Below are 25,395 nucleotides of genomic sequence, written 5' to 3' on the forward strand. Positions count from 1 at the left end.
CGCCACCGACCCCGTCCGCTGACGCGAGAAGGCACCTCCCCGATGGTCACGTTGAACCCCCTGCGCTGGGGCGAAGGGCGCAAGACCAAGGTCATCTCGAGGCAGGTCCAGGTCGTCAACGACCTGGCGCCCCGCTTCGAGGCGATGTCCGACGACGAACTCAAGGCCATGACCCCCGAGCTCAAGCAGCGGCTCGAGGACGGCGAGTCGCTCGACGATCTGCTGCCCGAGGCGTTCGCGCTCGTGCGCGAGGCCGCGTGGCGTGTCCTGCACCAGCGTCCCTACGACGTGCAGGTGTTCGGCGGCATCGCCATCCACGAGGGCAACATCGCCGAGATGAAGACCGGTGAGGGCAAGACCCTCACCTCGACCATGCCGGTCTACCTCAACGCCCTGACGGGCGAGGGCGTCCACGTCGTCACCGTCAACGAGTACCTCGCCAAGCGTGACGCCGAGTGGATGGGCGCGGTGCACCGCTTCCTCGGGCTGACCGTCGGCACCGTCCACAGCCAGCAGCCCAAGGAGTCCAAGCGCGAGGCCTACTTCGCCGACATCACCTACGGCACGACCAACGAGTTCGGCTTCGACTACCTGCGCGACAACATGGCGCTGTCGAAGGAGGCGCAGGTCCAGCGCGGCCACCACTTCGCCCTGCTCGACGAGGTCGACTCGATCCTGATCGACGAGGCACGCACACCGTTGATCATCTCCGGCCCGGCGGAGCAGAGCGCGCAGTGGTACCAGATCTTCGCGCGTCGGATCGTCCCCAACCTCAAGAAGGGCGAGGACCTCGGCGAGGGGGAGACCACCGGCGACTACGTCATCGACGAGGCCAAGCGCACGGTCGGCGTGACCGAGGAGGGCATCGCCAAGGTCGAGCAGCTGCTCGGTGTCGACAACCTCTACGAGTCGGTGAACACCCCGCTCGTGCACCACCTGCAGAACGGCATCAAGGCCAAGGAGCTGTTCCGCCGCGACGACGAGTACATCGTCCAGAGCGGCGAGGTCAAGATCGTCGACCAGCAGACGGGGCGTGTGCTCGAGGGACGGCGCTACTCCGAGGGGCTGCACCAGGCCATCGAGGCCAAGGAAGGGGTGCACGTCAAGGAGGAGAACCAGACCCTCGCGACCATCACGCTCCAGAACTACTACCGCACCTACGACAAGCTCGCCGGCATGACCGGTACGGCCAAGACCGAGGAGATGGAGTTCGCCGAGATCTACGAGCTCGGCGTCGTCGTCGTCCCCACCAACGAGCCGATGATCCGCGCCGACCGCGCCGATCTCATCTACAAGGGCATGAAGGCCAAGTTCGAGGCGGTCGTCGAGGACATCATCGAGCGGCACGAGAAGGGACAGCCGATCCTCATCGGCACCACCTCGGTCGAGAAGTCGGAGCTGCTGGCGGGCATGCTCAAGCGCCGCGGCATCCCCCATGAGGTCCTCAACGCCAAGCAGCACGCTCGTGAGGCCCACATCGTGGCCCAGGCGGGGCGCAAGGGCGCGGTGACCGTCTCGACGAACATGGCGGGGCGCGGAACCGACATCGTGCTGGGGGGCAACCCCGAGGAGCTCGCGAAGGACGACGTCGCCAAGCTGCCCGAGGACGCCACCGAGGAGCAGCGCCAGCAGACCTTGGAGCAGGCGACGGCTCGCTACGAGGAGCTGCGTCGGGACGAGAGGGAGCACGTCCTCGAGGCCGGCGGCCTCTACGTCATCGGTACGGAGCGGCACGAGTCGCGCCGGATCGACAACCAGCTCCGTGGACGCTCCGGACGTCAGGGCGACCCCGGCGAGAGCCGGTTCTTCCTGTCGCTCGAGGACGACCTGATGCGGCTGTTCAACGCCGCGGCCGTCGAGCGCATCATGACCCGGCTCAACATCCCCGAGGACGTGCCGATCGAGCACAAGTGGGTGACGAAGGCGGTGGCGAACGCCCAGCGTCAGGTCGAGTCCCGCAACTTCGACATCCGCAAGAACGTCCTCAAGTACGACGACGTGCTGAACGAGCAGCGCAAGGTCGTCTACGGCCAGCGGCAGCGCCTGATCGAGGGCGACCACGACGCCGTGATGGAGCTGGCGCAGAAGTACGTCGAGGATGTCATCGAGGGCGCGGTGGACCAGTTCGCCCCGCCGGGCGTGTTCCCCGAGGAGTGGATGCTCGACGACCTGCGCGGCCACCTCGAGGAGGTCTACCCGTGCGGCTACGACTGGGACGGCCTCGACCTCGAGCGCATCGAGCGGCAGGGCCTGGTCGACGGCCTGATCGACGACGTCTTCGAGCGATACGAGAAGCGGGAGCAGGAGGTCGGCGGCGACCAGATCATGCGTGAGGTGGAGCGCCGCGTGATCCTGTCGGTGGTCGACCGCAAGTGGCGCGAGCACCTCTACGAGATGGATGCCCTCCGCGACGGCATCGGTCTGCGCGCGGTGGGGCAGCGCGATCCCCTGGTGGAGTACCAGCGCGAGGCCTACGACAACTTCGTGGCGATGATGGACAGCGTCAAGGACGAGGCCGTCACCTACTTCTTCCACCTGCCCGTCCGTCGCGAGGACGAGGAGGCACGCCAGGCGCAGGAGGCGGCACAGCGCGGCGAGGTGAAGCTCGACACCGGCGCGGCCGCACGTGTGGCGGTCCAGTCGGGACGGACCGGCGAGGCCCCCGCCCCGACGACCGCCGCCCCGACCCCCGGCGGCAACGGCTCCGGCGACGGTGCGGCCGAGAAGGCCATCCCTGGCATCCGGTTCGAGGAGCCGAAGCAGCCGGCACGGTTGAGCTACTCCGGCACGGACGAGAACGCGGGGACCGGCTCGGCCGGGGCGTCCTACACCGTCGGTGACGGCACGGCGACATCCGCCAGCGACGGCGCCCCGCCACCCTCGCCGCGGCAGCAGGGACCCGCCCGGACCGACGAGGGCGGCACCGTGCGTCGGATCGCCGCGGGCGGCACCTACACCAAGGGTGACGACGAGTTCGCCAACGTCGGCCGCAACGACCCGTGTCCGTGTGGCAGCGGGAAGAAGTTCAAGAAGTGCCACGGGGCCTGAGCGGGCTGTCGCTCAGGCCGGCGCTGCGCTGAGGGCCGGGGTGGGCGGAGACTCGGGGAGGCTGGCGGTCCTGACCGCGTCGTAGCCATCCTCCGGTCGGGCGAGCTCGACCACACGCCACGCCCCCCGGTGCTGTTCCACCCTCACCGCGACGGCGGCGATACGCGGGCCGATGCGGACGACCACGACCGCGTCGCACGACCCCTCGTCGAGGCTCTGTCCGTGGCAGGCCACCACCGCATCGGCCCCGGGACCCCAGGGTGCGACGCCGCGTCCACGGTTGTGTCGGACGGTCGCCGCGATACGCCGAGCGATGACGGGAGCGAGGATCGGGGCGAGCTGCTCGAGGGGTCGTCGACCCGACTCGACCTCCAGCCAGGCGACGACCACAGCACGGGCGAGACGGAGGGGATCGGGTCTCCCGGGGGGACGGCCGTCAGCGGGGCGGTCGCGGCGTCGGCGCGTTCTCGTCATGGGGCTTCCTCCGGTGTCTCGGGTCGCCACCCGGCGACGATCAGTCCGCTCAGGTGGGGTCGCAGCCACACCTGGTGCGTGGCGGTCTCGACCTCACCCGGTGCGATCGCGGTCGCGGTGACGGACAACGCCCACGTGGCGGTCCGGTCGAGCGCGGTGACCTCGACGTCGCGGTACCCAGCCGCGGTCAGGGCGGCGCCGGCCTCGACGAGCAGGTCGGGGTCGTCGACCGGATCGAGCGAGGGCGTGACGGGCTCGAGGTCAGCGGGGGGCAGTCGCCACGGGGTCCCGGCGAGACGTGCGGTGCCCCCGTCGGTGAGGAGCGGGACCCCGAGCCGCACCAGCTCCGCACGCTCGAACGCGTCCTGGCCGCGGTGCAGCACGATCGCCGCCACGACCGCGACCGCGGCACCGGGGGCGGGGTGGTCGAGCGCTTCGAGATGCAGGTGCTCGACGTAGCGGTCGGGGGGTGCAACCCGTTCCCCCAGCAGCGCCGGTGCCGCCCCGCCGAGATGATCGCGTGCGCTCGCCAGTGCGACGGCGACCACGTGGACGAGGCTGGCCCGGGAGAGCCCGCCGGAGGCCACGACCGTGTCCGGCGCGTCGTGAGCAGGAGGGGTCACGGTCTGCGCCGTGGAAGGTGCCGGCACCGGCACGGCCGTCGCGGTCGGCAACGTGGCGAGGACGGGCGCCGGATCGACGTCAGACGACGTGGTCGGTGCGCTCGCTCGCCCTCCCTGCGCGACGAGCACGACCAGGGCGATCCAGGGCACCACCGCCACCGCGACGACGATCCGTCGCCGGTTCGAGGGCCTCTCCGGATCCCACTCCGCTGTGGTCAACCGCACCCTCCCGCGTTGACCCGCCGGGGGACCCGGCGCGGTGCCGGGCCCCCGACGGGTGCGACCGGTCCCGCACGAGACGGGGGCGGCGACGGGACCGGGGCCCGCGCGGTGCGCGGGCGTTCTCGTAGATGTCATAGTATCTCATGCTATATCGATGTAGAGAATGCAACCCCGTTGCTGTGGAAGAAGCACCGCCCCGGGCCCGTAGACTCCGGTTCCGGCTACGAGAGGGCGACGGTGACGGAGCTGCAGAGCGCCACCTCCGACGAGCCCGTCGTGCGGCAGGTCCTGACCGACGAGCAACGCCGCGCCGCGTTCGAGGAGCAGGCCCTGCCCCACCTCGACCGGCTCTACGGCGCCGCCCTGCGCTACACGCGCAACCCCGCCGACGCCGAGGACCTGCTGCAGGAAGCTTTCGCGAAGGCGTACGCCAAGTTCCACCAGTTCGAACCCGGCACCAACCTGCGGGCCTGGCTCTACCGGATCGTGCACACCACCTACATCAACAACTACCGCAAGAAGCAGCGCCGTCCGCAGGAGTCGCTGCAGGACGAGATCGATGACTTCTCGCTGTACGACCGCGTCCAGGGAGCGGGCAGGTCGGCGGAGTACGAGGCCCTGCGCGAGATCACCTCGGACGAGGTCCGCGACGCGCTCGAGAGCCTGCCTGACCAGTTCCGCATGGCGGTCTACCTCGCGGACGTCGAGGGCTTCGCGTACAAGGAGATCGCCGAGATCATGGACACGCCCATCGGCACCGTGATGTCACGGCTACACCGAGGAAGGAAAGCGCTCCAGCAGGCGTTGGCCGGGTACGTCGAGGAGCGCGGACTCGTGCGCCGGGACGAGGACGCATCCGCCGACGGTGAGGACCAGCCATGACCGATCAGACATCACCCCCCAGGCCGGCAACGCCGGCTCCTCCCCCCTCAAGGGGGGAGGCATGACCGATCAGACTTCACCCGATCCACATGTCGCTTGCAGCGAGGCGTTGGCGTCGCTGCAGCTGTTCCTCGACGGCGAGCTCGAACGTTCACGCGTGGACGAGCTCGCCGAGCACCTGGTCGCCTGCGCCCCGTGCGGTGACCGCGTCGAGTTCGAGCGCCACGTCCGGACGGTGATCCGCGCCGGACTGGAGGGCGACCTGTCGGTGCCGGCCGGTCTGGCCGAGCGGATACGGGGCTGTCTCGACGACGTCACTCCCTCCGACGACGTGCTCTGACGTGGCGTCCACCCAGAGCGTGCTCGTGACCGGCGGAGCCGGCTTCATCGGTTCCCACCTCGTGGATCGGCTCCTCGCGGAGGGTCGACGGGTCGTCGTGGTCGACGACCTCTCCACCGGCAAGCTCGAGAACCTCGCCGAGGCGCGGCGCTCGGCCGGTGGCAACCTCGAGTTCCAACGCCTCGATCTCACCAAGGGCGCCCTCGACCGCGTCGCGGAACGGCACCGCCCCGAGGTGATCCTGCACCTCGCGGCGCAGATGAACGTCCGCCGCAGCGTCGAGGACCCACTGCACGACGCTGCCGTCAACGTGATAGGCACGATCGAGGTCCTCGAGGCCGCGCGCCGGTACGGCGTGCGCAAGGTGATCTTCACCACGTCAGGAGGCTGCATCTACGGCGAGCCGCCGGAGTCCGCCTTGCCGCTACCCGAGACCGCCGACGCCCCGGCGCGCTCGCCCTACGGGGCCAGCAAACGTTCCGCCGAGGAGTACCTGCGGACCTACCAGGCGCTGTACGGCATGCACTGGACCTCGCTGGCGTTGAGCAACGTGTACGGCCCCCGGCAGGATCCCGCCGGGGAAGCGGGCGTCGTGTCCATCTTCATCGAGCGCATGTTCGGCGGGCAGCCGTGCGTGATCTTCGGGGACGGCGAGCAGACCCGCGATTTCGTGTACGTGGACGACGTCGTCCACGCGCTCGTCCTCGCGATGGACCGTGGTGACGACGAGCGTTTCAACGTCGGCACCGCCGAGCGCACCTCGGTGCTGGCGCTGTTCCGCGCCCTCGCGGCCGCCACCGGCTACGACCGCGAGCCCGTCTTCGCACCCGAACGGCCGGGTGAGCTGCGACACAACTCGATCGACCCGCGGAAGGCCGCTTCCGGGCTCGGCTGGAAACCCTGGACCACGTTGGAGGAGGGCCTGGCTGCCACCCTGGCCTGGTCGGCGGACCTCCGACAGGGCACCCGTCCGTAGCGTTACGCTCGGGTACGCACGACACCGGCTGGGGGTGGATGCGGTGGTGGTAGGAGGCGGGACCGAGATGGTCGAGGAAGCGTCATCGTACGCCGAGGACGTGGGTGCTCGGCTGCGGCAGGTACGCACCCAGCAGGGCCTGTCGCTGCAGGATGTGGAGCGCATCTCCCGTGGTAAGTGGAAGGCCGCGGTCGTCGGTTCCTACGAGCGGGGCGATCGCAACATCAGCGCGTCGAGGCTGTGCGAGCTGGCGGAGTTCTACAGCGTGTCACCGGCCGACGTGCTCCCGACCGACGACGTGCCGCGGCCCGTGGAACGTGGCCGTGGGATCGTCCTCGACCTCGCCGCCGTCGAGCGTGATCCAGACCGGTGGTCGGGCCTGCGTCGTTACTGCGAGTCCATCCAGCTCCAGCGGGGCGATTACAACCGTCAGATGCTGTCGGTCCGCGGTGAGGATCTGCGTGCCCTGGCCGTGATCATGGAGACCAACCCCGACGCGCTGCTGAGCGATCTGCGGGCCGCGGGGATCATCGCGCAGGGGTGACGTCACCCGCCGCTAGCGGTCGGGGAGTCCTCGTCGATCTCGCGGTTCACCGCGTCGAGCACCGACCGTGCCACGGCCTCGGCCTCGTCCGCGCGCACCAGCGCGCTCCCGCACACGGTCTCGGCACCCTTCGCCGTGTGGATGTGCACGAAGCTCAGGGCGACGGTGTGGCCCAGGATGTGCTGCACCGCCACGCCCTCCACCTCGACCACGCGGCTGCCGCTGAGCAGCGGCTGCAGCGCCTCGAGCGTCGCTCGTGCGGCGGTGCGCCGCCGCCCCGCCGCGGACGCCGGACCGCGGGCCCGTCCAGTCAGTTCCCGATCGTCCAGCACGAGCTTGACGTCGACGAGCGATTCCAGGCCCTGTTGCGAGGCCGTGACCTCGCGGATGAGCACGCGGGGCGCACGTGCGACGCCACTGCTGTCCTCCATCTGCACGATGCTGACGACGCGGTGGTCGATGGTGATGGCGAACCTCGCCATCAGCAACGACTGCACGTCGCGGACCAGCGTCTTGGGCGTCTTGTCGAGGGTGGCGAGGATGTGCAGCTCGTCGATCGAGCGCTCGTAGCCGGGGACGATGCGGGCCGCCAGCACGCCTGGCAGTTCGCTCACCGCGGCCTCGATGAGGTGACGCTGACCGCTGTCGTGCAGGTCGACGTCAGCGTCCTCGCCGCTCGGCAGGTCGACGTCGGCCGTCAGGCCCGTCCTCGCATCGCTGTCGGGTGCGTCCACGTGTGGCTCCCCGCGCGGGGCCGGACGGTCGCGACCCCTCGACGAGCGTAACGGTGGGCCCCCTCAGGTCGGCGCACCCGATGCAGGGTCGAGCGGATTCTCGCCCGGCCGCGTAACTTCTCCGCGCCTCGCTCGTTGACCCGTCCGAGCAACGCCATCGGCCGCGTGGCCGATGACCGCACTAGCCCATCTGGGGGAGCGGAATGGTCACGACTGACCATGGCCGAGGGCCCGTCCGGGCGCGACAATGGTGGACGAGACGGGAGGATGGGACGGATCACCGCAGCGGCAGCTCAGGCTCCGTGAGCCTCCAGACCCGATCCCTCTTGACCTCACGAAGCAACAACGAGACTCACACGTGGTGAAACCCCTCTTGACACCACAGAACGATACGGCTCCACTAGTAGATCCCGAAAGTTAACAAGAAGCACAGCAACTACTGACAACTGCAGAGCGAGCGGTGTGTGGGGAGGTCGGCAACGTACGACGCCGACCCTGATCGAACGAACATCGACCGAACGTCCCCCGTCCCGACCTCGGTCGGACCGGTTTACGGCACCACCAGCACCACCATCGAGCGGAGCGGACCGCGAGCTGTCAACTAGCGGCGACGGCCAGAGGATCCCGATCTCGATGGAGGAACACCATGAAGAAGATCTTCTCCGCCCTCGCCGCTGTGGCAGCCCTCGTGCTGTCCGCTGGCGCGGGTTTCTCCTGGGGCTGAGCCCCTGAACGGCGTCAGACCGACCCACCCGCAGACCGCTCGCTCGGCTTCCTTCAAGAGGGAGGCTCGTGCGCCGCGACCCGCGCTTCACGCTCCTGCTCGTCCTGCTCGGTGTGGGCGGCGGCGCCAGCGTCGCGTGGGCCGTTCGCATCGTCGACCCGGTTCAAGCGGGGGGCTTCGTGCTCGCCGCCTTCCTCGTCGAGCTGCTCCCGGCGCGCGTGCGTCAGGATGTCGCTGCCTCGCTGATCACGCTGGTGGCGTTCACCGCCATCCTGGTGGGTGGCCCCGCCCTCGGCGTGCTCACGGCGCCCGGCGCGGTCGCCGCGCTCGCGTTCCGGCGCTCGCCCCACAGCTTCGTCGAGCGCGCCGCCGTCAACCTCGGCCAGTGGGCTCTCGCGGCTCTGGTCGCGGGACACGTGTTCGAGCTGCTCGGCGGAGCGGCCTGGCACGACGGGGTCGTCACCTCTCTCGCCGGCGTCGGTGCCGTGGTCGTCATGGCGATGGTCCACACCCTCGTCAGCAACCTGCTGATCGGCCTGGTGATCCTGGTCACGTCGGGCGAGTCGCTGCGCAGCACGCTCGGCAGCCTCAGCGCGGCGATGCGTCTCAACGTCCTCGTCGACGTCGGGCTGTCGATCCTGGCGGCGACCGTCCTGCTCGAGATCGGCGCCCCGGCACTCGTTCTCCTCCTCATCCCCGCGCTCGTGGCGCGGCACGGGCTACTGGGGTTCCAGCGCGAGGCCGACGCCTACGACCGCCTGGTCCGCGCGTTCGTGAAGGTGATCGAGGTCAAGGACGGGTACACGCGGGGCCACGCGGAGCGGGTCGCCGAACTCGCCGAAGCCGTCGCGGGTCAGCTGGGCTACGACTACGACGCCCGACGCGAGATCCGCTACGCGGCGCTGCTGCACGACGTGGGCAAGGTCGGTACTGATCCCGGGGTGCTCAACAAGCCCGGGCCGCTTACCGATGCCGAGTTCGAGCACATCCGCGTGCATCCCACGGTCGGCGTCGAGATCCTCGCGGATGTCGACTTCCTCGCGCCCGCTCTCGACGCGGTCCGCCACCACCACGAGCGGTGGGACGGCCGCGGCTACCCGCACGGTCTCGCGGGCAGCGACATCCCCGAGACGGCGCGGATCGTCACCGTCGTCGACGCCTTCGATGCGATGACCTCGACCCGCTCGTACCGCCCCGCCATGACCGTCGGAGCGGCGCTGGAGGAGCTCCGGCGCTGTGCCGGTAGCCAGTTCGACGCGCGTGGCGTGGAGGCGCTCGCGTCGGTGACGCGGAGCATGGGCTGGGAGCCGACCACCCACCTCGAACACGATCGCGACGACGACGAGGTGGCGCTGGACGTGTCGGGGACCCACCCGATCGCACCGAGCGGCGCGGCCCCGGCCGGAGACCGGCTGATCGTGCTCGGGGACGAGCGCGATCGGGAGGTGAGCTGATGGGTGCCCGCTCCGCCTGGTCGGGCTTCCTCGTCGGCGCCGTCGTCACCGCAGCACTGGCGTGCGCCTGGCTGCTGCGTCCGGAGACGCTGTCCGCGTCCCGCGGCTCCCTCGCAGTGTTCGTCGCGGCCGCGGCGCTCGGCGAGATGATCACGGTCGACAAGCTACGAGGACACGCCATCCCCGTCGCGTCCGCCGTCGTCGCCACGTTCGCTCTGCTCGGCAACCCCCCCGGCACGACGGCAGCGGTCGCAGCCGGCGGGTGGGTACTGGCGGCGGTCGCGCGAGCCGGTGCGGGTGCGGAACTCCGACCCCTCGACCTGCTCGGACGCGTGTCGGTCGGCGTCAGCCTCCCCGGTGTCGTCGCGCTCGCGGCTCTCCTGGCTCCGACCGTCACTGTGGCGACCGTGGCGGCCGCGACCGAAGCGGTCAACGTGGTCGGCCTCGCTGCGGTGTCGCTCGTGCTCGTCGTCGGGGTGCCGTACTGGGAGGCGATCGAGGAGACCGTCGGCAAGCGTGTGCGCATCCTGCCCGTCTACCGCGGCCTGCTGCTGTCGAGCTGGGCCGCGCTCGTCGCCTTCGCAGCGTCGGCCGGACTGGCCGCCATGGTCCACGGTGCCCTCGGGGCGTGGGCGATCGTGCTGATGCTGCTGCCACTGCTGGCCGCCCGGTCCGGCCTGCGACGCCACGCGCTCGTCCAGCGGACCTACGACCAGACCGTCCGGGCGATGAGCCGGCTGCCCGAGCTCGTCGGCGCCACGACCGAGGGGCACGGCATCCGGGTTGGACGTCTCGCCATGGAGATCGGTCGCGAGCTCGCGCTGGCGGACGAGGACGTCGCCGCGCTCGAACGGGCGGCCCACCTGCACGAACTCGGTGCCGTCCGCGAGCAGGCTGTCGGCGCGAACATCGCCACCGCCGGGGCGGCGGTCGTCCGCGAGGCCGGCAACATGCCGGCGGTGGTCGCGATCCTCGAACGCCAGCGTGACCCGTACCGTCGGCGCCGCGAGGGCGAGGACGCGTCGGTCCCGATGACCGCCAGGATCCTGCGCACCGCGTGTGAGTACGACCAGTACAGCCACCCCGGCGGTCCGGGCCGGCAGCCGTGGGACGCGCTCGAGCGGCTCCACCTCGGCATGGCTTACGAGCACGACCCCGTCGTCATCCAGGCCCTCAACCGCGTCCTCTCCCGTCGCGGCGTGCTGTGAAGGTCTGACCCGGCACGTCGTCGGTCCGAGCATGGCCTGTTCGCCTGACGCCTCCGCGGCGTTCGGGCGCGGGGCGGAAGGTCATCAGGTGGTGCACCAGCGCCACCAGGCCGGCCGCCAGCACGATGTCGCCGATGGAGATGATCGTGCGCAGCGGTGGCAGCGGGATGACGTCGCCCAGGAACCCCAGCCGCGTGCTCTCGTCGAGCGCTTCGTGCTTGCCCATCGGGACCCCCTGGCCGCCTAGCTCCGCGACGGCGTCCAGATCCACCGGCATCGCCCCGTTCGCCCCGATCACGAGCGCGTTGAGCAACAGCCCGATCACGATCAGCGCCATGCCCGGCCGCCACCAGTTCCAGATCGCCCACCCCACCACGAGCAGCTGACTCGCGAGCAGGCCCAGGTAGCCAACCGTCTCGTTGACGGCGTCGCGTGCGGAGGCGATGTCGACGGTGATCTGCAGCACCAACCCGACGAAGAGCAGCCACACGCCCCGCAGATCCGCGTCGGCGATGCGCTGCAGCCGTCCTCCTCGGAGGTAGGCGACGAGGACCGCACCCGCGACCACGACGACCGTGAACGGCAACCACCCACCTCCTCGTCCTGCGGAGCCTGCCACGTCGCCCCCTACGCTCCGAGGTCCCAGCTCAGTTGGAGGGGCGCGTGACGTTACGGCGTGAGGACGACGGACCGGTCCGGGTCCTGACCATCGACCGCCCCGACCAACGCAACTCGCTCAACGGCGAGGTGCTCGACGGGCTGTTGCGCGAGTTCCGGTCCGCGAGCCAGGACGACGCCGTGCGCGTCGTCGTGCTCACCGGCGCCGGCGATCGCGCCTTCTGCGCGGGCGCCGACCTGAGCGACATCGCACCCGACGCGGGCGCCGTGGCGCAGCACGAGGGCCGCGCAAAGCTGCGTCAGCTGTTCACCGCCGCCGCCGAGTTGGATCGTCCCCTCGTCGGGCGTGTGAACGGTCACGCGCTCGCGGGTGGTCTCGGTCTCGCACTGCTGTGCGATCTGCTCGTCGCCGTGGAGGATGCGCAGTTCGGCACGCCCGAGGTCCGCGTCGGGTTGTGGCCCTACGTCATCTCGCGTGCGATCGCGGACCACGTCGGACCCAAGCGCGCCTTGGAGCTGATGATGACCGGACGGCGTCTCAGCGCCGACGAGGCGGTCGCGTGGGGCCTGGTCAACCGCGCCGTCCCGCGCGCCGACCTCGACCCCGCCGTGGACGCGGTCGTGTCCGAGCTGCTGCGGGGTGCCCCGGTCGCTCAGCGCCTGGGTCGGCGCTCCTTCTACACCGCTCGTGACCTGCCTCACCGCGAGGCCATGGCGTACCTGCAGGGGATGCTCGACCTCAACGTGCAGACCGAGGACGTCGTCGAGGGCATCACGGCGTTCTTCGAGAAGCGCGACCCCCAGTGGCGGGGCCGGTGACCTCCGACGCCAGGCGCCCCCGGGTCCACTCACCTCGTGCGGGGACTACTCTCGTCGGACCGACCGAGGTGTGACGCGATGGCCGATCAGAAGCGGCGTACCGGTGCGTCGGGGCGCGGTGGTGCCGCGAAGCGGCGTTCACGCCCCGAGGAGGACGACCCCGCTCGTGCCCTGGCACGCCCGCTCAAGCAGGTGTTGGACCGCCTCCCAGAGGTGGAACGACGCGTCATCGAGTTCCGCATGGGGCTCGTGGACGGCCACCCCCACCCCATCGGCGAGACCGCCCGCGAGGTCGGCCTGAGCCTCAAGGAGGCGAAGGAGATCGAGGCGCGCGCCTTCGCGCGCATCCGTGAGGTCGTCCCGCTCGAGCAGCTCCAGAAACACCTCGGGAGCTGACGCGTGTCGTCGCTGCAGGAGGTCGCCGAGCTCCACGGCGCGGTCTCGGATGCAGCGGTCGACCACCTCCAAACGGTCGTCTCCGACTGGCAGATCCTCGCCGATCTCGCCTTCGCCGACCTGCTGCTGTGGCTCCGCGACGAGGACGGTCGTGACCTGCACGTCGCGGCCCAGATGCGGCCCTACACCGCGCAGACGATCTACCACGAGGACCTCGTCGGGCGCCGCTTCGAACCCGAGGAGCGCCCGGCCGTCGTGCGTGCGTTCGAACAGGGCGAGATCGTCCGAGACGGCGACCCGGACTGGTCGTCGGGTGTCCCGGTGCGGGAGGAAGCGATACCGCTGCACTTCGAGGACGAGGTCGTCGCGGTCGTCACGCGCGAGGCGAACCTGTCGATGGTGCGCTCCCCGAGCCAGCTCGAGCTGACCTACCTGCAGACCGCCGACGAGCTGGTGGAGATGCTGGTCGAGGGCACCTTCCCCTACCCCGGCGAGGACCCCGAGCGTGAACTCGCGCCCCGTGTGGGCGACGGTCTGCTGCGGGTCGACCGAGCGGGGACCGTGGTCTACGCGAGCCCCAACGCGATCAGCGCCTACCGGCGGCTCGGAGTGCTCGAGAACATCATCGGTCGCAACCTCGCCGACTTCGACCTCGACGACCAGGCCGTCCTCGAGGCCCTCGCGGACGGTGAACCGCTCGAGTCGGAGGTGGAGGCGCGCGGGGCGGTGGTGCTGCGGCGGCTGCTGCCGCTGACTCGCCAACACGAGGTGCTCGGCGGTGTGATGCTGATCCGTGAGGTCACCGAGCTGCGCCGCCACGAGCGGCTGCTGCTGTACAAGGACGCCACGATCCGCGAGATCCACCACCGTGTCAAGAACAACCTCCAGACCGTCGCCTCGCTGCTGCGGCTGCAGTCGCGACGGCTCGGCTCACCCGAGGCGGTGCAGGCCCTGGCCGAGTCGGTGCGGCGCATCTCGTCGATCGCGCTGGTGCACGAGACGCTGAGCCAGGACAGCCGTCAGCGGGTGTCGTTCGACAAGGTCGCCCACCGGCTCGTGGACATGCTCGCGGTCGGGCTCACCGACCCCGAACGTCCCGTGCACATGCGCCTCGACGGCGCAGCTGGCGAGCTCCCCGCGGAGGTGGCGACGCCGCTGGCGCTGGTGTTGTCCGAACTGCTCCAGAACAGCGTCGAACACGCCTTCCCTGACCGCGGCGGCACGGTCTTCGTCGAACTCGACCGCCGCCCGGCGAGCCTCGTCCTGCGTGTCCGCGATGACGGGGTCGGCGTGCCCGAGGGTTGGCGCATCGAGTCCGACGCGAACCTGGGCTTGCAGATCGCCACTACCCTCGTCGACAGTGAGCTGGGTGGGAAGCTGTCGGTGGGACCCGGCGAGGACGGCTCGGGGACGACGTGCGAGGCGGTGCTGCCGCTGCCGCGTTGATCGCCGGTCAGCCGCCGGGGTCGGGGGGCGGTGAAGCGGGTTGGTCGGTCAGGGCCGGGTCGAAGTCCTGGCCCACGGTGACCAGCCGGTAGGTGGCGAGCACACCGGTGATCACGACCACGACCACCAGGAAGACGATCAGCCGACGGCGCCAAGGACCGGTGACGTGCGGCTCGCGCGGTAGCGCGAGCCCGGGCGTGTAGAGCTCGGAGGCGCCGGTCGACGGCTCGAGCTCGCCGCCGCCGGTCAGTCGGGTCCGCCCGTGGGCCACTAGGAGGCGATGCGGCGCCGGCGCTGGCGCTGACGGCGCAGCGAGCGGCGCTCCTCCTCGGTCAGACCGCCCCAGACACCGGCGTCCTGGTTGGTGGCGAGGGCGAACTCGAGGCACTCCTCGCGCACGTCGCACCGGGCACAGACGCGCTTGGCGGCGTTGGCCTGGTCGATGGCTGGCCCGGTCGTGCCGATGGGGAAGAACAGCTCCGGATCCTCGTCGCGGCAGGCTGCGTCGCGTCGCCAGTCCACTTTGCGCTGCTCCTGTTCTCGCGGTCGGGAGGGGGACGGACCGCTCGTGAAGGATTTCTCTTGCTCTGGGGTGACTGTAACGAGCGCTCGCAGCGAGGGCAAGGGTTCGCTTGCAACCGTTCGCATCCGGGCCGGATGTGTCCGTTCCGCGTGCGGCATGCGCGCGCAGGTGCACGTCAGCTCTGACGTTGAGCCGTGCCGACAGCGGTCTCACGGTCTTCCCGCACGGTTCCCGTGTGTCCCGAGCGGCCGAGACCGCGCTCTCGGCCGCGGGAGCGGCACGACGCCCCATCGACGGCGCGGATGCGCCGTCGCCAATTTCAGGCGAGCACGTGGAGGGCGTCGGGGATGGTCTGGAATCTGACCCCAGCGTGGTCCCCGGCGTAGTCGCCGTCGACCTGCAGCGACAGCGGCCGGTCGCTGAGCAGGCGGAAGCTGGCCAGGTCGTGCCAGTGATCCACCTGTGGCCGACGCAGGTGCGTGGCGGTCGTGAACGTGCGACCCACGATGCCCAGGAGGGCGGCGGTGCTGGTCCCGCGGATCGCGACCAGGTCGAGGCCGCGTTCGAAGTGGGCATCCGGGGTGGCGCGCAGGGGGCGGGGCCCGAGGTAGGTGTAGGGGTCGGCGTTGCCCACGATCGCGATGGGGTAGGGCCCCCGGCGCTGACCGGTGCCGAGATCCACGTGGACGGCGGGGTGGCGCCGGTCGTCGCCGAGGAACCACTCCTGGAACGCTGCGGCGACGAACGACATCTGACGGATGGTCCGCTTGATCCGCGGCCGACGCTCGACCAGCGAGACCACCGAGGCGTCGAAGCCGTAGCCGGCGTTGAACGCGAAGTAGCGTGAGCCGGCACGCCCGAGGTTGACCGTGCGTGACGTGCCCTCGCGTAGCTTGGCCAGCAGGAAGCTGGTCGCCTCCACCGGGTCCCGCGGGATCCCCAGCGCACGGGCGAGCACGTTGGTGCCGCCACCCGGCAGCACCCCGAGCCGCACGGTCGTGCCGGCGAGCGCCTGGATGACCTCGTTGGCGGTCCCGTCACCGCCGAGTGCGAAGACGACGTCGAAGCCCTCGTGGACCGCTCCCGCCGCGATGTGGATCGCTTGACCCCGTTGCTTGGTCGGCTGGACCTCGAGCTGCTTGACCTCGGACGCGAGCGCCGACGCGATGACGTCCCGGACGTGCTCGTCCGTCGTCGTCGCGTTGGGGTTGAACACGAGCAGCGCCCGCACCACCGGCTCCCTCGCCGTCGAGGCGTCAGGCTAGTGGTGGGACGGCACTAGGACCCGACCGTGCCAGGTGTTAGCCGGTGTGGCTCAGGTGGATGGTTCGTCGGACTTGGGCGCTGGCTCGACCGGCTCGGACTCCGGTGCTGGCTCGTCCCCGGGCTCGTCAGCGCCCTCAGGTTCATCCGCGCCGTCGGTGGGGCCGGGGAGCGGTGACTCGGTGGGCGCTCGAACGGGTACGCAGTCGCGCGGGGAGGGAGCGGGCGCCGGGGACGGCGTCGCCGTGGGGCACGGTGGTGGTGGCGACGGTGGTGGCGGAGGAGGTGGTGGCGGCGACGGGCACGTCGCCTTCGGGACGAGTACGCGAGGCAGCGCACGTTCCTCCGATGCGCACCACGGCGCCGATCGCAGCCCGGTCACCGGGTCGATCGCCACGATCTGGTAGTACTCCTCGGGCAGCATGAAGCTCACGGGATCCTGATCGGTGAGGTACGACGACACGAAGTCGCGCCAGATACGAGCCGGGATCGAACCGCCGGTGACACGCCCCACGCCCCGCACGTTGACGAGGGGCACCCGTTCCTCGGCATCGCCGACCCAGACCGCGACCGAGATCGTCGGCGTGTAGCCGACGAACCAGGCGTCGGTGTGGTCGTCCACGGTCCCGGTCTTACCGGCGACCTCCCACCCCGGCACCCGTGCCGCCGTCCCGGTGCCGTCCTCGACGACGGTGCGCAGCATCTGGGTCGTGACGAACGCGGCCGACGGCTCCAGCACCTGGACCCGGGCGCGGTTGGGGCGCCACACGACCTTCCCATCGCTGTCCTCGATGCGATCGATGGGCGAGACCGGCACGCGCTCGCCCAGGTTGGCCAGCGTGGCGTACGCCGCCGCCATGTCGAGCGGGCTCACCCCGTGGTCGAGACCCCCGATCGCGATCGGCGGGTCCTCGTTGATCGGGGACTCGATCCCCATCGCTCGGGCGAGCGTCGCCACACGGCCGGGCCCCAGCTCGAGGATGAGGCGCGCGAAGACCGCGTTGACCGAGGCTCGCGTCGCCTCCTGCAGCGTGATGGCGCCGTACGACACCCGTGAGAAGTTGCGCACCGTCCACGGGCCGTTGCTGGTGTCGAGCGTGGTCTGGTTGCCGTTGACGCGTGAGTCGGGGCGGTAGCCCGACTGCAGCGCCGCCGCGAGAACGAACGTCTTGAAGGTCGAGCCGGGCTGACGCCGCGCCTGGGTGGCCAGATCGAACTGGCTGTGCTCGTAGTCCCGACCTCCGACCAGCGCGAGGATCTCGCCGGTGTCGGGCACGACCACGGCGATCCCCACCTCGGGGTCGGTCGGGTCTGGGAGGTGCGTGTCGCGTGCGGTCTCGGCCACGGCGAGGACGTCGGGGCGGAGCGTGGTGTGGACGCGCAATCCGCCGCCGAAGAGGCGCGTCGCCCGTTCGGACTCGGTCGCGCCGAAGCTGGGGTCCTCCAGCAGCTCGCGCACGACGAAGTCCACCCAGTGCGGGTGTCTGGTCTCGGGGGTGGCTGGCCGCGGTAGCACAACGATGGGCTGGCCCTTGGCGCGCGCGGCGGCGTCGGAGTCGACGAGGCCGCCGTCGACCATGCGGTCGATGATGTCGTCGCGACGTGCCCGCAGTCCCTCGGAGTCGCGTGCGGGTTGCAGGCTCTCGGGGGACCGGATGAGCGCAGCCAGCATCGCCGACTCGGCGAGGTCGAGGTCCTCGATGGGCTCGCGGAAGTACGTGAACGCGGCGGCCTGGACGCCGTACGCCCCGTTGCCGAAGTAGACCGTGTTCAGGTAGTCCTCGAGGATGCGCTCCTTGGAGGTCTCGTCCTCGATCCGACGGGCGAGCAGCGCCTCACGGAACTTGGTGCTGGGGGTCCGCGGGGCGTCGGGCATGTAGACGTTCTTGACCAGCTGCTGCGTGATCGTGGATCCGCCCTGCGCGATCTCGCCGCTGGCACGGTTCGCGAGAGCCGCTCGGACGATGGCGCGGGCGTCGACCCCGGCGTGGATCCAGAAGCGGCGGTCCTCCGCGGTCACGACCGCGTCGACGAGGTGCTCGGGGAGATCGTCGAACGCCGCGCGCTCGCGGAACTCCTGACGCAGGACCGCGATCTGTGCGCCATCGGCGTCGTAGACGAACGTCTGCTCGGGGACGTGCCTTGGTACCGCTTCGAGATCCGGCGGGTCGAGCTCGACGACCGGTCCACACGCGGCGGCCGCCAGACCCCAGATGAGCGCCGCGACGGCGAGCCGCACGACACTCCCTCCGAGCGCAGGCCAGGACCCCAAAAAAGGTACAGGAGCCGAACGCTCGGCCCTCGGGGCAGGTACGGGTCCCCTTGCGAGCCGAGCCGCCGAGACCGCGCTCTCGGCGGCGGATGGACCTCGACGGCTCTATCGACGCCCCGGATGGGGCGTCGCCAAGATCAGCGCGTAGTCGAGATCGGCGAGCAGATCGTCGCCGTCCTCGATCCCGACGGACAGCCGGACGAGGTCCTCGGGGACCTCGAGGGCGGTGCCACTCACCGATGCGTGCGTCATAACGCCGGGGTGCTCGATGAGGCTCTCGACCCCACCGAGCGACTCCGCCAGGATGAAGACCTCGGTCGACGCGGCGACCCGGCGTGCGACGTCGCCGCCGCCCCGCACACGGAACGACACCATGCCACCGAAGCGGCTCATCTGACGCGCCGCCAGCTCGTGCCCCGGGTGGCGGTCGAGGCCGGGGTAGATGACCTCGTCCACGGCAGGGTGCTCGGCGAGGAAGGCCGCGACGCGCTCGGCGTTGTCGCAGTGCGCCTCCATGCGTAGCGCCAGCGTCTTGATCCCGCGCAGCGTCAGCCACACGTCGAAGGGTCCGGGCACCGCCCCGACCGCGTTCTGGAGGAACGCGAGCTCGGCGGCGGTCTCCTCGTCGGTGCACACGGCCCCGCCGACCACATCCGAGTGCCCCCCGAGGTACTTCGTCGTCGAGTGCACGACGATGTCGGCTCCGAGCTCCAGCGGGCGCTGGAGGTAGGGGGTCGCGAAGGTGTTGTCGACCACGAGCCGGGCACCGTGCTCGTGCGTGAGATCGGCGAGCGCCGCCAGGTCGAGCACCTTGAGCAGCGGGTTCGATGGCGTCTCCGACCACACCAGCCGGGTGCGCGGACGGAAGGCACCGCGGACGGCGTCGAGGTCGGTGAGGTCGACCGGGGTCACCTCGATGCCGACCCGGTCGAGGACCCTGACGGCGAGGCGGAAGGTCCCCCCGTAGACGTCGTCGGCGAGGATCAGGTGGTCGCCGGTGGACAACAGGCGCATCACCGCGTCCTCGGCCGCCATGCCCGAGGCGAAGGCGACCGCGGCGGAGGCGTCCTCGAGACTCGCCAGGCAGGTCTCGAGCGCCGTGCGTGTCGGGTTGCCGGTACGCGAGTACTCGTAGCCGCGGTGCTGACCGACCTCTGCCTGGGCGTAGGTCGAGGTCTGGTAGATCGGGACGATGACCGCCCCGGTGGTGGGATCGGGAGCCTGCCCGACGTGGATGGCCCGGGTCGCGAAGCCGCGCTCGTCGCTCATCGCCGCCCCGCCAGGAACGTCAGGAGGTCGGCCCGGGTCAGCACGCCGATCGCGCGGTTGCCGTCGGCCACCACCACCGCGGGACTGCCCGCGGCGAGATCGCTGAACACGTCGTCGAGGGGCTCGCCCACATCCGCGACCGGCAGCGGCGGCTGCATCACCTCGACCACCTTCTTCTGCATCGCGCCGGGATCGGACAGCACGGTGTCGAGCAACGAGTTCTCGCGGATGGAGCCGATGATCTGTCCGAGCTCGGGCTCGTGGACGTCCTCCTTGAGCACCGGCATCTGGCTCACCCCGAACTCCTTCAGCAGCGCGATCGCCTGGGCGACCGTCTCGAACCCGTGGCAGTGCACGAGTCCGGGAAGCTCGCCGCCTTTCCCGCGCAGCGCCTCGCTCACGTGGGCCGTGCCTCCGGTGCGCTCGAGGAAGCCGTGCTCGGCCATCCAGTTGTCGTCGTAGAGCTTCGACAGGTAGTTGCGTCCGCTGTCGGGGAGCAGCACCACGACGGTCGCGTCCACCGGCAGGTCGCGGGCCACCTCGAGGGCGGCGTGGACCGCGGTCCCGCACGAACCGCCGACGAGCATCCCCTCCTCGCGCGTGACACGCCGGGCGGTCAGGAACGAATCGCGGTCGCTGACCCGGACGTAGCGGTCGACGACCTCGGGGTCGAACGACTCCGGCCAGAAGTCCTCGCCGATCCCCTCGGTCAGGTAGGTGTGGACCTCACCCGAGTAGATCGACCCTTCGGGGTCGGCGCCCACGATCTGCACGTCCGGCTTGCGCGACTTGAGGTAGCGACCGACGCCCGTGATCGTGCCGCCGGTCCCGACCCCCGCCACGAACACGTCGATGAGCCCGTTCGTCTGGCGCCACAGCTCGGGTCCGGTCGACCAGACGTGCGATTGCGGGTTGGCCTGGGCGAAGTACTGGTTGAGCTGGAACGCGCCGGGGGTCTCCTCGCCCAGCCGGTTCGCGACCGAGTAGTACGACTCGGGCGACTCCGGTTCGACCGCTGTCGGGCAGACGACGACCTCGGCCCCGTAGGCCCGCAGGAGGCTGATCTTCTCCTGGGACATCTTGTCGGGCATGACGAAGATGCAGCGGTAGCCCTTCCGGGCCGCGGCGATCGCCAGCCCCACGCCCGTGTTGCCCGACGTCGGTTCCACGATGATCCCGCCCGGCTCGAGCAGTCCGGCCGCCTCGGCGGCCTCGATCATCGCGATGCCGATGCGGTCCTTCACCGATCCTCCCGGGTTGAGGAACTCGCACTTGGCCAGGATCGTCGGTGGCACGCTGCGCGAGATCCGGTCGAGCCGCACCAGAGGGGTGTCCCCGATCAGCGCGAGCAGATCGGGTGCCACCTCGCGACCACGGTCGTCGAGTTGGCGGCGGGGACCCTCTTCGGGGTCGTGCGCGACGCCGGTCGTCAAGCGGTAGATGGCGCGATCGGTGACGTCGACGCGTTGCGCTACGGGGTCGCGCACGGGAGCTCCTGGGGATGGGACCCTGTGCGCGTCGAGGCTAGTGGTCGTGGGGTTCCGCGGCGGCGCGCGGTCAGCGCAGGTGGTCGAGGATGTCCTGGGCGAGCTTGGGGCCGATGCCCTTCACCGCCGCGAGCTCCTCGACGCTCGCCGATCGCACCGCCTCGACCGAATCGAAGCGATCCATCAGCGCCTGCCGCTTCGCGGGACCGAGTCCCTTGACGTCGCCGAGCCCACCCGTTCCGGCCGCCTCACGACCCTCGCCGCGGTGCTCTCCGTTGCCCGACGAGCCGGCGAGGACGAGTACGCGCGCCCCGATCCTCTCACGGAGCCCCTCCGGGAGGCTCGACGTGCGCTGGTTGTCCGCGATGGCGTCGGCGCCGTACGAGGCGACGGCGTCGACCAGCGCCGGGACGTGCTTGCCGTCGTGGCGGCTGAGGGCCTCGAGCAGCACGTCGAGCGCGTCGTCGGTGCTCGCGTGGAGCGCGAGCGCGGCGCGAGCCAGCGCGGCATCGTCGTCAGCCCGTCGAGCGCGCGCGACCGTCGCGTTCAGCCCGGTGATCTCGTCGCCCGCCGGCGGCTCGACGTTGGGGACGCCGGTGGGTTCGGTCTCGCCTCCGGCCTGTTGCGTGATCAACCGTTCGAGCCGTGCGATGTCGGCCTTGAGCTCGGCCTGCCCGCTCCCGCGGGTGCGCCACCAGTGCCTGATACGCCAGCCGACGGCGGTCGCCAGGGCGAGGCCGATCAGCAGTCCCCACGGGATCACGAACTTCGTCGCGTTGACGCGTCGCGTCAACCCGCTGTCGTCCACGGCTTCAACCGGGATCGTCACGGGCCCGCCGTACCACGGCACCGACACGAACGCCGACCACTCCTCGACCGACTCGGACATGAACGGATCCGGCCCGTCGGCCGCGGCACCGCCGATGGTCACGGTCGGGCTCAGTCGAACCCGCCCGTCGTTGCGCATCGTGACGGTGACGAGAGCGGTGCTGGGGAACAGACCGCTGTCCAGTGAGGTGTCCACCGCGACGATCTCGAACGCCCGAGTCGCGTCGCCGGGAACGGTCACGTACACGCGTGTGGCGACACGCCGCCGGATCTCGAACTGTGCACCCTCGTCACTGTCGGCACCCTCGAATCCGGTGGCCACCGTCTCGGCCACGACCACCCCGACGTGATCGCCGGGCGGGGCGTCGGCCGGGACCGCGATCACGAACTCAGCGACGACCGTCTGACCCGGCCGGATCGTGATCTCGGGGTTGCGGAAGGCCCCCCAGGCACCTATCCCCGCCTGGTCACCCTCCTCCATCGTGGGGGTGCCGTCGGGGGCGAACGTGAGGTCGAGCAGGTACAGCCGGACGGTCTGCGAGACCTCGGCCGGGTTGACGATCTGTGCGCGCGCGACCCCCGTGGCTCCCTGGGTGATGTCGAGGAGGAACCACTGACCACCGTTGGGATCTCCGGGCTCAGGGTCCGCCGGCGCCACACCGACCGACGGGATGCCCTCCTGATCCTGTCCCTGGAGGGGCCCGGGTGACAGCAGGGCAGCCGCCGCGGCTATCGCGACGGCTGTCCGGATGCTGTGTGGAAGGGTCATGGCATCAATATCGGCCGGTCTCCCAGCTACTGAACCAACGTGACCGAGACGTTGCCGGTGTAGATGCCCGTCTTGGTCCCGGTCGGAACGGTCAGCGTGAGGCCGCTCGTCTGCGTGTAGGTCCCGGAGTAGGTCGTGTCCGTGGCCTGACCGCTGACGCTGAAGAGCGTCTTGCCGGCATCCAGGGCCCCACCGCTGCCGGCGGCCGGTGCCCCACCGCCGAGGGTCTGGATCACCGACCCGGGTGCGACCGCGAGGTTGCTCGCCGCGATGGTGTTGGTGAGACCGTCGCTCAGGGCTCCGTCGAGCACCGCCTGCACCGACCAGGGGTTGGTACCCGTACGCGTGAGTTCCTCCACCGTCACGCTCAAGGTGCCCGTGAGTTGACCGCTGCTCAACACGGAAGTCATGGGCGTCGCGCTCGCGAGCGTCACCGCCCGGGATCCGATGTTGTCGACGGTCGCCGAGATGGTCGCGTCCCCCTCGCCGCCGTCAGCTCCCAGCGCCGCCCCGCTCGCGAGGACGAGCATGCCGGCTGCGGCGATGATGGCTCGCTTGGTGATCTTGGTGTTCATCCGCACATCTCCTGCCTGGAGGGGTGGCGAGGTCTGGGGCTCCCCGGACGTCCCGGCCGGGCCTCGCTTCGTGTACAGAGAGCATCTATGGGATGACGCTGCGTTGGAATGGCGAAGTCGTGTCAACTTCTCGTGGTCGGATCGGGCTAGTCACCGGTCGACACCGTGACGCGCCGTAGAGCCAGCGTCGCGGAACGCGGGGAGATCGCCCGGGTTCGCGGTGGTTCGTCGGGGGGGCTAGTGCGTTCGAGGGGCGATCAGCTCTCCGGATGGGCCCCGGGCTGCGATCCGGCCGCGGGGATCTCGACCACCGCGCGCGTACCAGGGTCGCGACGTTCCAGGCGGACCCGGCCGTCCATCGCCTCGGTGAGGGTGCGGACGAGCGCGAGTCCCAGCCCGATCCCCCCCTCGTCGCGAACGCGCGTGTCGACCGCCTCGCCCTGCGTGAACAGCTCGAACAGTCGCGACGTGTCCGAGGGCAACCCGATGCCCTCGTCCTCGACCAGGATCCGGATCCACCGCCCCGCCGGGGCGGCCGAGACGCGGATCGGGCCTTCCGCGGGCGAGTACCGGATGGCGTTGTCGAGCAGCTGGACCAGGATCTGTTCCACCGCGGTAGCGTCGGCTCGGGCTATGAGCGTCGGTGTGGCGACCTCGATGGTGACGTCGTGCACCGGCGAGAGCGCGGCGGCGTGCTCGACCGCCCGGTCGATGACGGGGACGATGTCGATGTCCCGCGTGTAGAGCCGGAACGCCCCGCCGGTCTCGAGCTGCGCGACGAACAGGATGCGCTCGATGTTGAGGTGGAGGCGGCGGCCGTGGACGTCCATCATCCGCAATGCACGTTCGAGCAACGCCGGGTCGATCTCGGCCTTCCGTGCCAGCAGCGTCTGGATCATGCCGTTGATCACCGTCACCGGTGTGCGCAGCTCGTGGCCGCTGACGGCGAGGAACGCCCGCTTCGCGTCCTTTTCGCGTTGCCGAGCGCGGCGAGCACGTCGGTCGAGCACGACGTAGATCGCGACGGGGAGCACCGCGAGCGCGACGGCGCCGGGCAGGGCGGCTCCCGCGGCGCGGGTGCTCTCGGCGAACGGCGTGAAGGCGGCGGCCTCTTGCGTCATGACGAGCGACCAGCCGTCGTCCACGGGGGCGTAGGCCGCGATGGCAGCTACCCCGGCGATCCCCTCGAACTCGACGGATCCGCGCTCGGCCCGGCCGAGGACGGCGGGCGCCGCCAGCTCCGGTCCTGCTGGTTCGATCTCCGTCACGCCACCTGGTCGCGCGACCGTAGAGTCGGGGTCCACGAGCGCGAGCTGGGCCGCAGGCGGCAGCGGGATGGCGGCGAGCTGGTCGGTCAGGATCCCGGCGTCGAGGCGGACGAGGCCGACGGCGACCACGGCTGGCGATGCGTCGTCGGCTCGCACCGGGGCGGCGACGTAGATGACCGGGACGCGCAGCAGCGGGTCGAGCGTGATGCCCGAGGCCGCGGCATCGCCATGGAACGCCTGCTGCAGGTACGGGCCGGGCCGTGCGAGGTTGAGGAACGCCGCTGAGGCATCGGCGGTGGCCACGACGCGACCGGTCTCGTCCACGACGAACCGTTCCGCGAACGCCGGTGTCAAGCTTGCGACCGCATCGAGGCTCGGTCCGACCTCGCCCGCCGGCACCGTCCCCCACGGTCCGACCGACTGCGTCAGCACGGTCGCCTGCGTCCGCATCCGAGCGAAGGTCTCACCCAGGCTGACCGCGGCCGCTTCGACGGTGCGGACACGCTCGGCGATGCGAGGAGCGGCGACGTCACGGGTCACGTCCCGGACGGCGATGACCGTCAGGCCCGCGAGCGCAGCAGCTAGCAGCGCCACCGCGATCCCGAGCAGGATCCTCTGCAACCGCTCCGCCCC

At 70.7% G+C, this 25,395-nt stretch carries 23 protein-coding genes; 10 read left to right on the forward strand and 13 right to left on the reverse strand.

Translation table 11 applies throughout. The features are described 5' to 3' along the window. The first annotated feature begins 42 nt into the window (after positions 1-42). The gene (gene secA / locus KY469_00175) at positions 43-3,048 is read left to right on the forward strand and encodes a preprotein translocase subunit SecA (protein MBW3661486.1); all 3,006 of its coding nucleotides are present in this window, start codon (positions 43-45) and stop codon (positions 3,046-3,048) included. 12 nt (positions 3,049-3,060) lie between these two features. Here secA and KY469_00180 read toward each other — a convergent pair whose 3' ends face one another. Beyond that, the gene (locus tag KY469_00180; GenBank protein MBW3661487.1) at positions 3,061-3,522 is read right to left on the reverse strand and encodes a hypothetical protein; all 462 of its coding nucleotides are present in this window, start codon (positions 3,520-3,522) and stop codon (positions 3,061-3,063) included. Continuing rightward, on the reverse strand, positions 3,519-3,917 hold the full coding sequence (locus KY469_00185; GenBank protein ID MBW3661488.1) for a hypothetical protein: 399 nt from the start codon (positions 3,915-3,917) through the stop codon (positions 3,519-3,521). The genes KY469_00180 and KY469_00185 overlap by 4 nt, the downstream gene beginning before the upstream one ends. Before the next feature lie 117 nt (positions 3,918-4,034). Here KY469_00185 and KY469_00190 point away from each other — a divergent pair, with 117 nt between their 5' ends. From KY469_00190 to KY469_00205, 4 genes are all read left to right on the forward strand, one after another. Continuing rightward, on the forward strand, positions 4,035-5,249 hold the full coding sequence (locus tag KY469_00190) for a sigma-70 family RNA polymerase sigma factor (protein ID MBW3661489.1): 1,215 nt from the start codon (positions 4,035-4,037) through the stop codon (positions 5,247-5,249). Between the two features lie 61 nt (positions 5,250-5,310). Further along, positions 5,311-5,589 (forward strand): zf-HC2 domain-containing protein, encoded by a 279-nt coding sequence (locus KY469_00195; GenBank protein MBW3661490.1) that lies wholly within the window; start codon positions 5,311-5,313, stop codon positions 5,587-5,589. Positions 5,590-5,608: 19 nt separating this feature from the next. Then, positions 5,609-6,565 carry a GDP-mannose 4,6-dehydratase gene (locus KY469_00200; protein ID MBW3661491.1) on the forward strand — a complete coding sequence of 319 codons (957 nt, stop codon included), beginning with the start codon at positions 5,609-5,611 and terminating at the stop codon, positions 6,563-6,565. Between the two features lie 67 nt (positions 6,566-6,632). After that, positions 6,633-7,109, forward strand: coding sequence for a transcriptional regulator (locus tag KY469_00205; GenBank protein MBW3661492.1), 477 nt, complete (start codon positions 6,633-6,635; stop codon positions 7,107-7,109). A 2-nt stretch (positions 7,110-7,111) separates the two neighbouring features. Here the strand turns inward: KY469_00205 and KY469_00210 are convergent, their stop codons facing one another. Beyond that, positions 7,112-7,843, reverse strand: a complete 732-nt coding sequence (locus tag KY469_00210; protein MBW3661493.1) for a hypothetical protein — start codon at positions 7,841-7,843, stop codon at positions 7,112-7,114. 792 nt (positions 7,844-8,635) lie between these two features. Between KY469_00210 and KY469_00215 the strand changes: the two genes are divergently transcribed. Both KY469_00215 and KY469_00220 read left to right on the forward strand, forming a co-directional pair. Further along, entirely contained in the window at positions 8,636-10,021 is a 1,386-nt protein-coding gene (locus KY469_00215) for an HD-GYP domain-containing protein (GenBank protein ID MBW3661494.1), read from the forward strand. Beyond that, entirely contained in the window at positions 10,021-11,229 is a 1,209-nt protein-coding gene (locus KY469_00220; GenBank protein MBW3661495.1) for an HD domain-containing protein, read from the forward strand. The genes KY469_00215 and KY469_00220 overlap by 1 nt, the downstream gene beginning before the upstream one ends. On the opposite strand, the gene KY469_00225 is transcribed toward KY469_00220, so the two are convergent. After that, positions 11,195-11,815 (reverse strand): DUF5317 domain-containing protein, encoded by a 621-nt coding sequence (locus KY469_00225; GenBank protein ID MBW3661496.1) that lies wholly within the window; start codon positions 11,813-11,815, stop codon positions 11,195-11,197. The two genes, KY469_00220 and KY469_00225, sit on opposite strands and share 35 nt — an antisense overlap. Positions 11,816-11,931: 116 nt before the next feature. Between KY469_00225 and KY469_00230 the strand changes: the two genes are divergently transcribed. From KY469_00230 to KY469_00240, 3 genes are all read left to right on the forward strand, one after another. Beyond that, on the forward strand, positions 11,932-12,666 hold the full coding sequence (locus KY469_00230; GenBank protein ID MBW3661497.1) for an enoyl-CoA hydratase/isomerase family protein: 735 nt from the start codon (positions 11,932-11,934) through the stop codon (positions 12,664-12,666). 78 nt (positions 12,667-12,744) lie between these two features. Further along, positions 12,745-13,062: a hypothetical protein gene (locus KY469_00235; GenBank protein ID MBW3661498.1), complete on the forward strand. Its 318-nt coding sequence runs from the start codon at positions 12,745-12,747 to the stop codon at positions 13,060-13,062. Positions 13,063-13,065: 3 nt separating this feature from the next. After that, positions 13,066-14,508, forward strand: a complete 1,443-nt coding sequence (locus KY469_00240; protein ID MBW3661499.1) for a PAS domain-containing sensor histidine kinase — start codon at positions 13,066-13,068, stop codon at positions 14,506-14,508. Between the two features lie 7 nt (positions 14,509-14,515). Here KY469_00240 and KY469_00245 read toward each other — a convergent pair whose 3' ends face one another. From KY469_00245 to KY469_00285, 9 genes are all read right to left on the reverse strand, one after another. Continuing rightward, on the reverse strand, positions 14,516-14,779 hold the full coding sequence (locus KY469_00245; GenBank protein ID MBW3661500.1) for a hypothetical protein: 264 nt from the start codon (positions 14,777-14,779) through the stop codon (positions 14,516-14,518). Further along, positions 14,779-15,030 carry a WhiB family transcriptional regulator gene (locus KY469_00250; GenBank protein ID MBW3661501.1) on the reverse strand — a complete coding sequence of 84 codons (252 nt, stop codon included), beginning with the start codon at positions 15,028-15,030 and terminating at the stop codon, positions 14,779-14,781. The genes KY469_00245 and KY469_00250 overlap by 1 nt, the downstream gene beginning before the upstream one ends. A gap of 320 nt (positions 15,031-15,350) precedes the next feature. Then, entirely contained in the window at positions 15,351-16,262 is a 912-nt protein-coding gene (locus KY469_00255) for a diacylglycerol kinase family lipid kinase (GenBank protein ID MBW3661502.1), read from the reverse strand. Between the two features lie 84 nt (positions 16,263-16,346). Next, positions 16,347-18,533, reverse strand: a complete 2,187-nt coding sequence (locus tag KY469_00260; protein MBW3661503.1) for a transglycosylase domain-containing protein — start codon at positions 18,531-18,533, stop codon at positions 16,347-16,349. Positions 18,534-18,671: 138 nt separating this feature from the next. Then, entirely contained in the window at positions 18,672-19,835 is a 1,164-nt protein-coding gene (locus tag KY469_00265) for a cystathionine gamma-synthase (protein MBW3661504.1), read from the reverse strand. Then, on the reverse strand, positions 19,832-21,199 hold the full coding sequence (locus KY469_00270; protein ID MBW3661505.1) for a cystathionine beta-synthase: 1,368 nt from the start codon (positions 21,197-21,199) through the stop codon (positions 19,832-19,834). The genes KY469_00265 and KY469_00270 overlap by 4 nt, the downstream gene beginning before the upstream one ends. 193 nt (positions 21,200-21,392) lie before the next feature. After that, a complete protein-coding gene (locus tag KY469_00275) occupies positions 21,393-22,919 on the reverse strand; it encodes a hypothetical protein (GenBank protein ID MBW3661506.1) in 1,527 nt (508 codons plus the stop codon). A 26-nt stretch (positions 22,920-22,945) separates the two neighbouring features. Continuing rightward, positions 22,946-23,494 carry a hypothetical protein gene (locus tag KY469_00280; protein MBW3661507.1) on the reverse strand — a complete coding sequence of 183 codons (549 nt, stop codon included), beginning with the start codon at positions 23,492-23,494 and terminating at the stop codon, positions 22,946-22,948. Positions 23,495-23,751: 257 nt separating this feature from the next. After that, complete coding sequence (locus KY469_00285) at positions 23,752-25,383, reverse strand: sensor histidine kinase (GenBank protein ID MBW3661508.1); 1,632 nt, start codon at positions 25,381-25,383, stop codon at positions 23,752-23,754. Positions 25,384-25,395 lie beyond the last annotated feature (12 nt).

The sequence above is a fragment of the Actinomycetota bacterium genome, from assembly GCA_019347575.1.
GTDB lineage: Bacteria > Actinomycetota > Nitriliruptoria > Nitriliruptorales > Nitriliruptoraceae > JAHWKY01.

Bases quoted from the DNA above. Each gene is read 5' to 3' on its own strand.
- KY469_00205 (MBW3661492.1), top strand. From the start codon at position 6,633: ATGGTCGAGGAAGCGTCATCGTACGCCGAGGACGTGGGTGCTCGGCTG.
- KY469_00190 (MBW3661489.1), top strand. From the start codon at position 4,035: ATGATCGCGTGCGCTCGCCAGTGCGACGGCGACCACGTGGACGAGGCT.
- KY469_00280 (MBW3661507.1), bottom strand. From the start codon at position 23,494: ATGAACACCAAGATCACCAAGCGAGCCATCATCGCCGCAGCCGGCATG.
- KY469_00180 (MBW3661487.1), bottom strand. From the start codon at position 3,522: ATGACGAGAACGCGCCGACGCCGCGACCGCCCCGCTGACGGCCGTCCC.
- KY469_00195 (MBW3661490.1), top strand. From the start codon at position 5,311: ATGACCGATCAGACTTCACCCGATCCACATGTCGCTTGCAGCGAGGCG.
- secA (MBW3661486.1), top strand. From the start codon at position 43: ATGGTCACGTTGAACCCCCTGCGCTGGGGCGAAGGGCGCAAGACCAAG.
- KY469_00275 (MBW3661506.1), bottom strand. From the start codon at position 22,919: ATGACCCTTCCACACAGCATCCGGACAGCCGTCGCGATAGCCGCGGCG.
- KY469_00220 (MBW3661495.1), top strand. From the start codon at position 10,021: ATGGGTGCCCGCTCCGCCTGGTCGGGCTTCCTCGTCGGCGCCGTCGTC.
- KY469_00265 (MBW3661504.1), bottom strand. From the start codon at position 19,835: ATGAGCGACGAGCGCGGCTTCGCGACCCGGGCCATCCACGTCGGGCAG.
- KY469_00235 (MBW3661498.1), top strand. From the start codon at position 12,745: ATGGCCGATCAGAAGCGGCGTACCGGTGCGTCGGGGCGCGGTGGTGCC.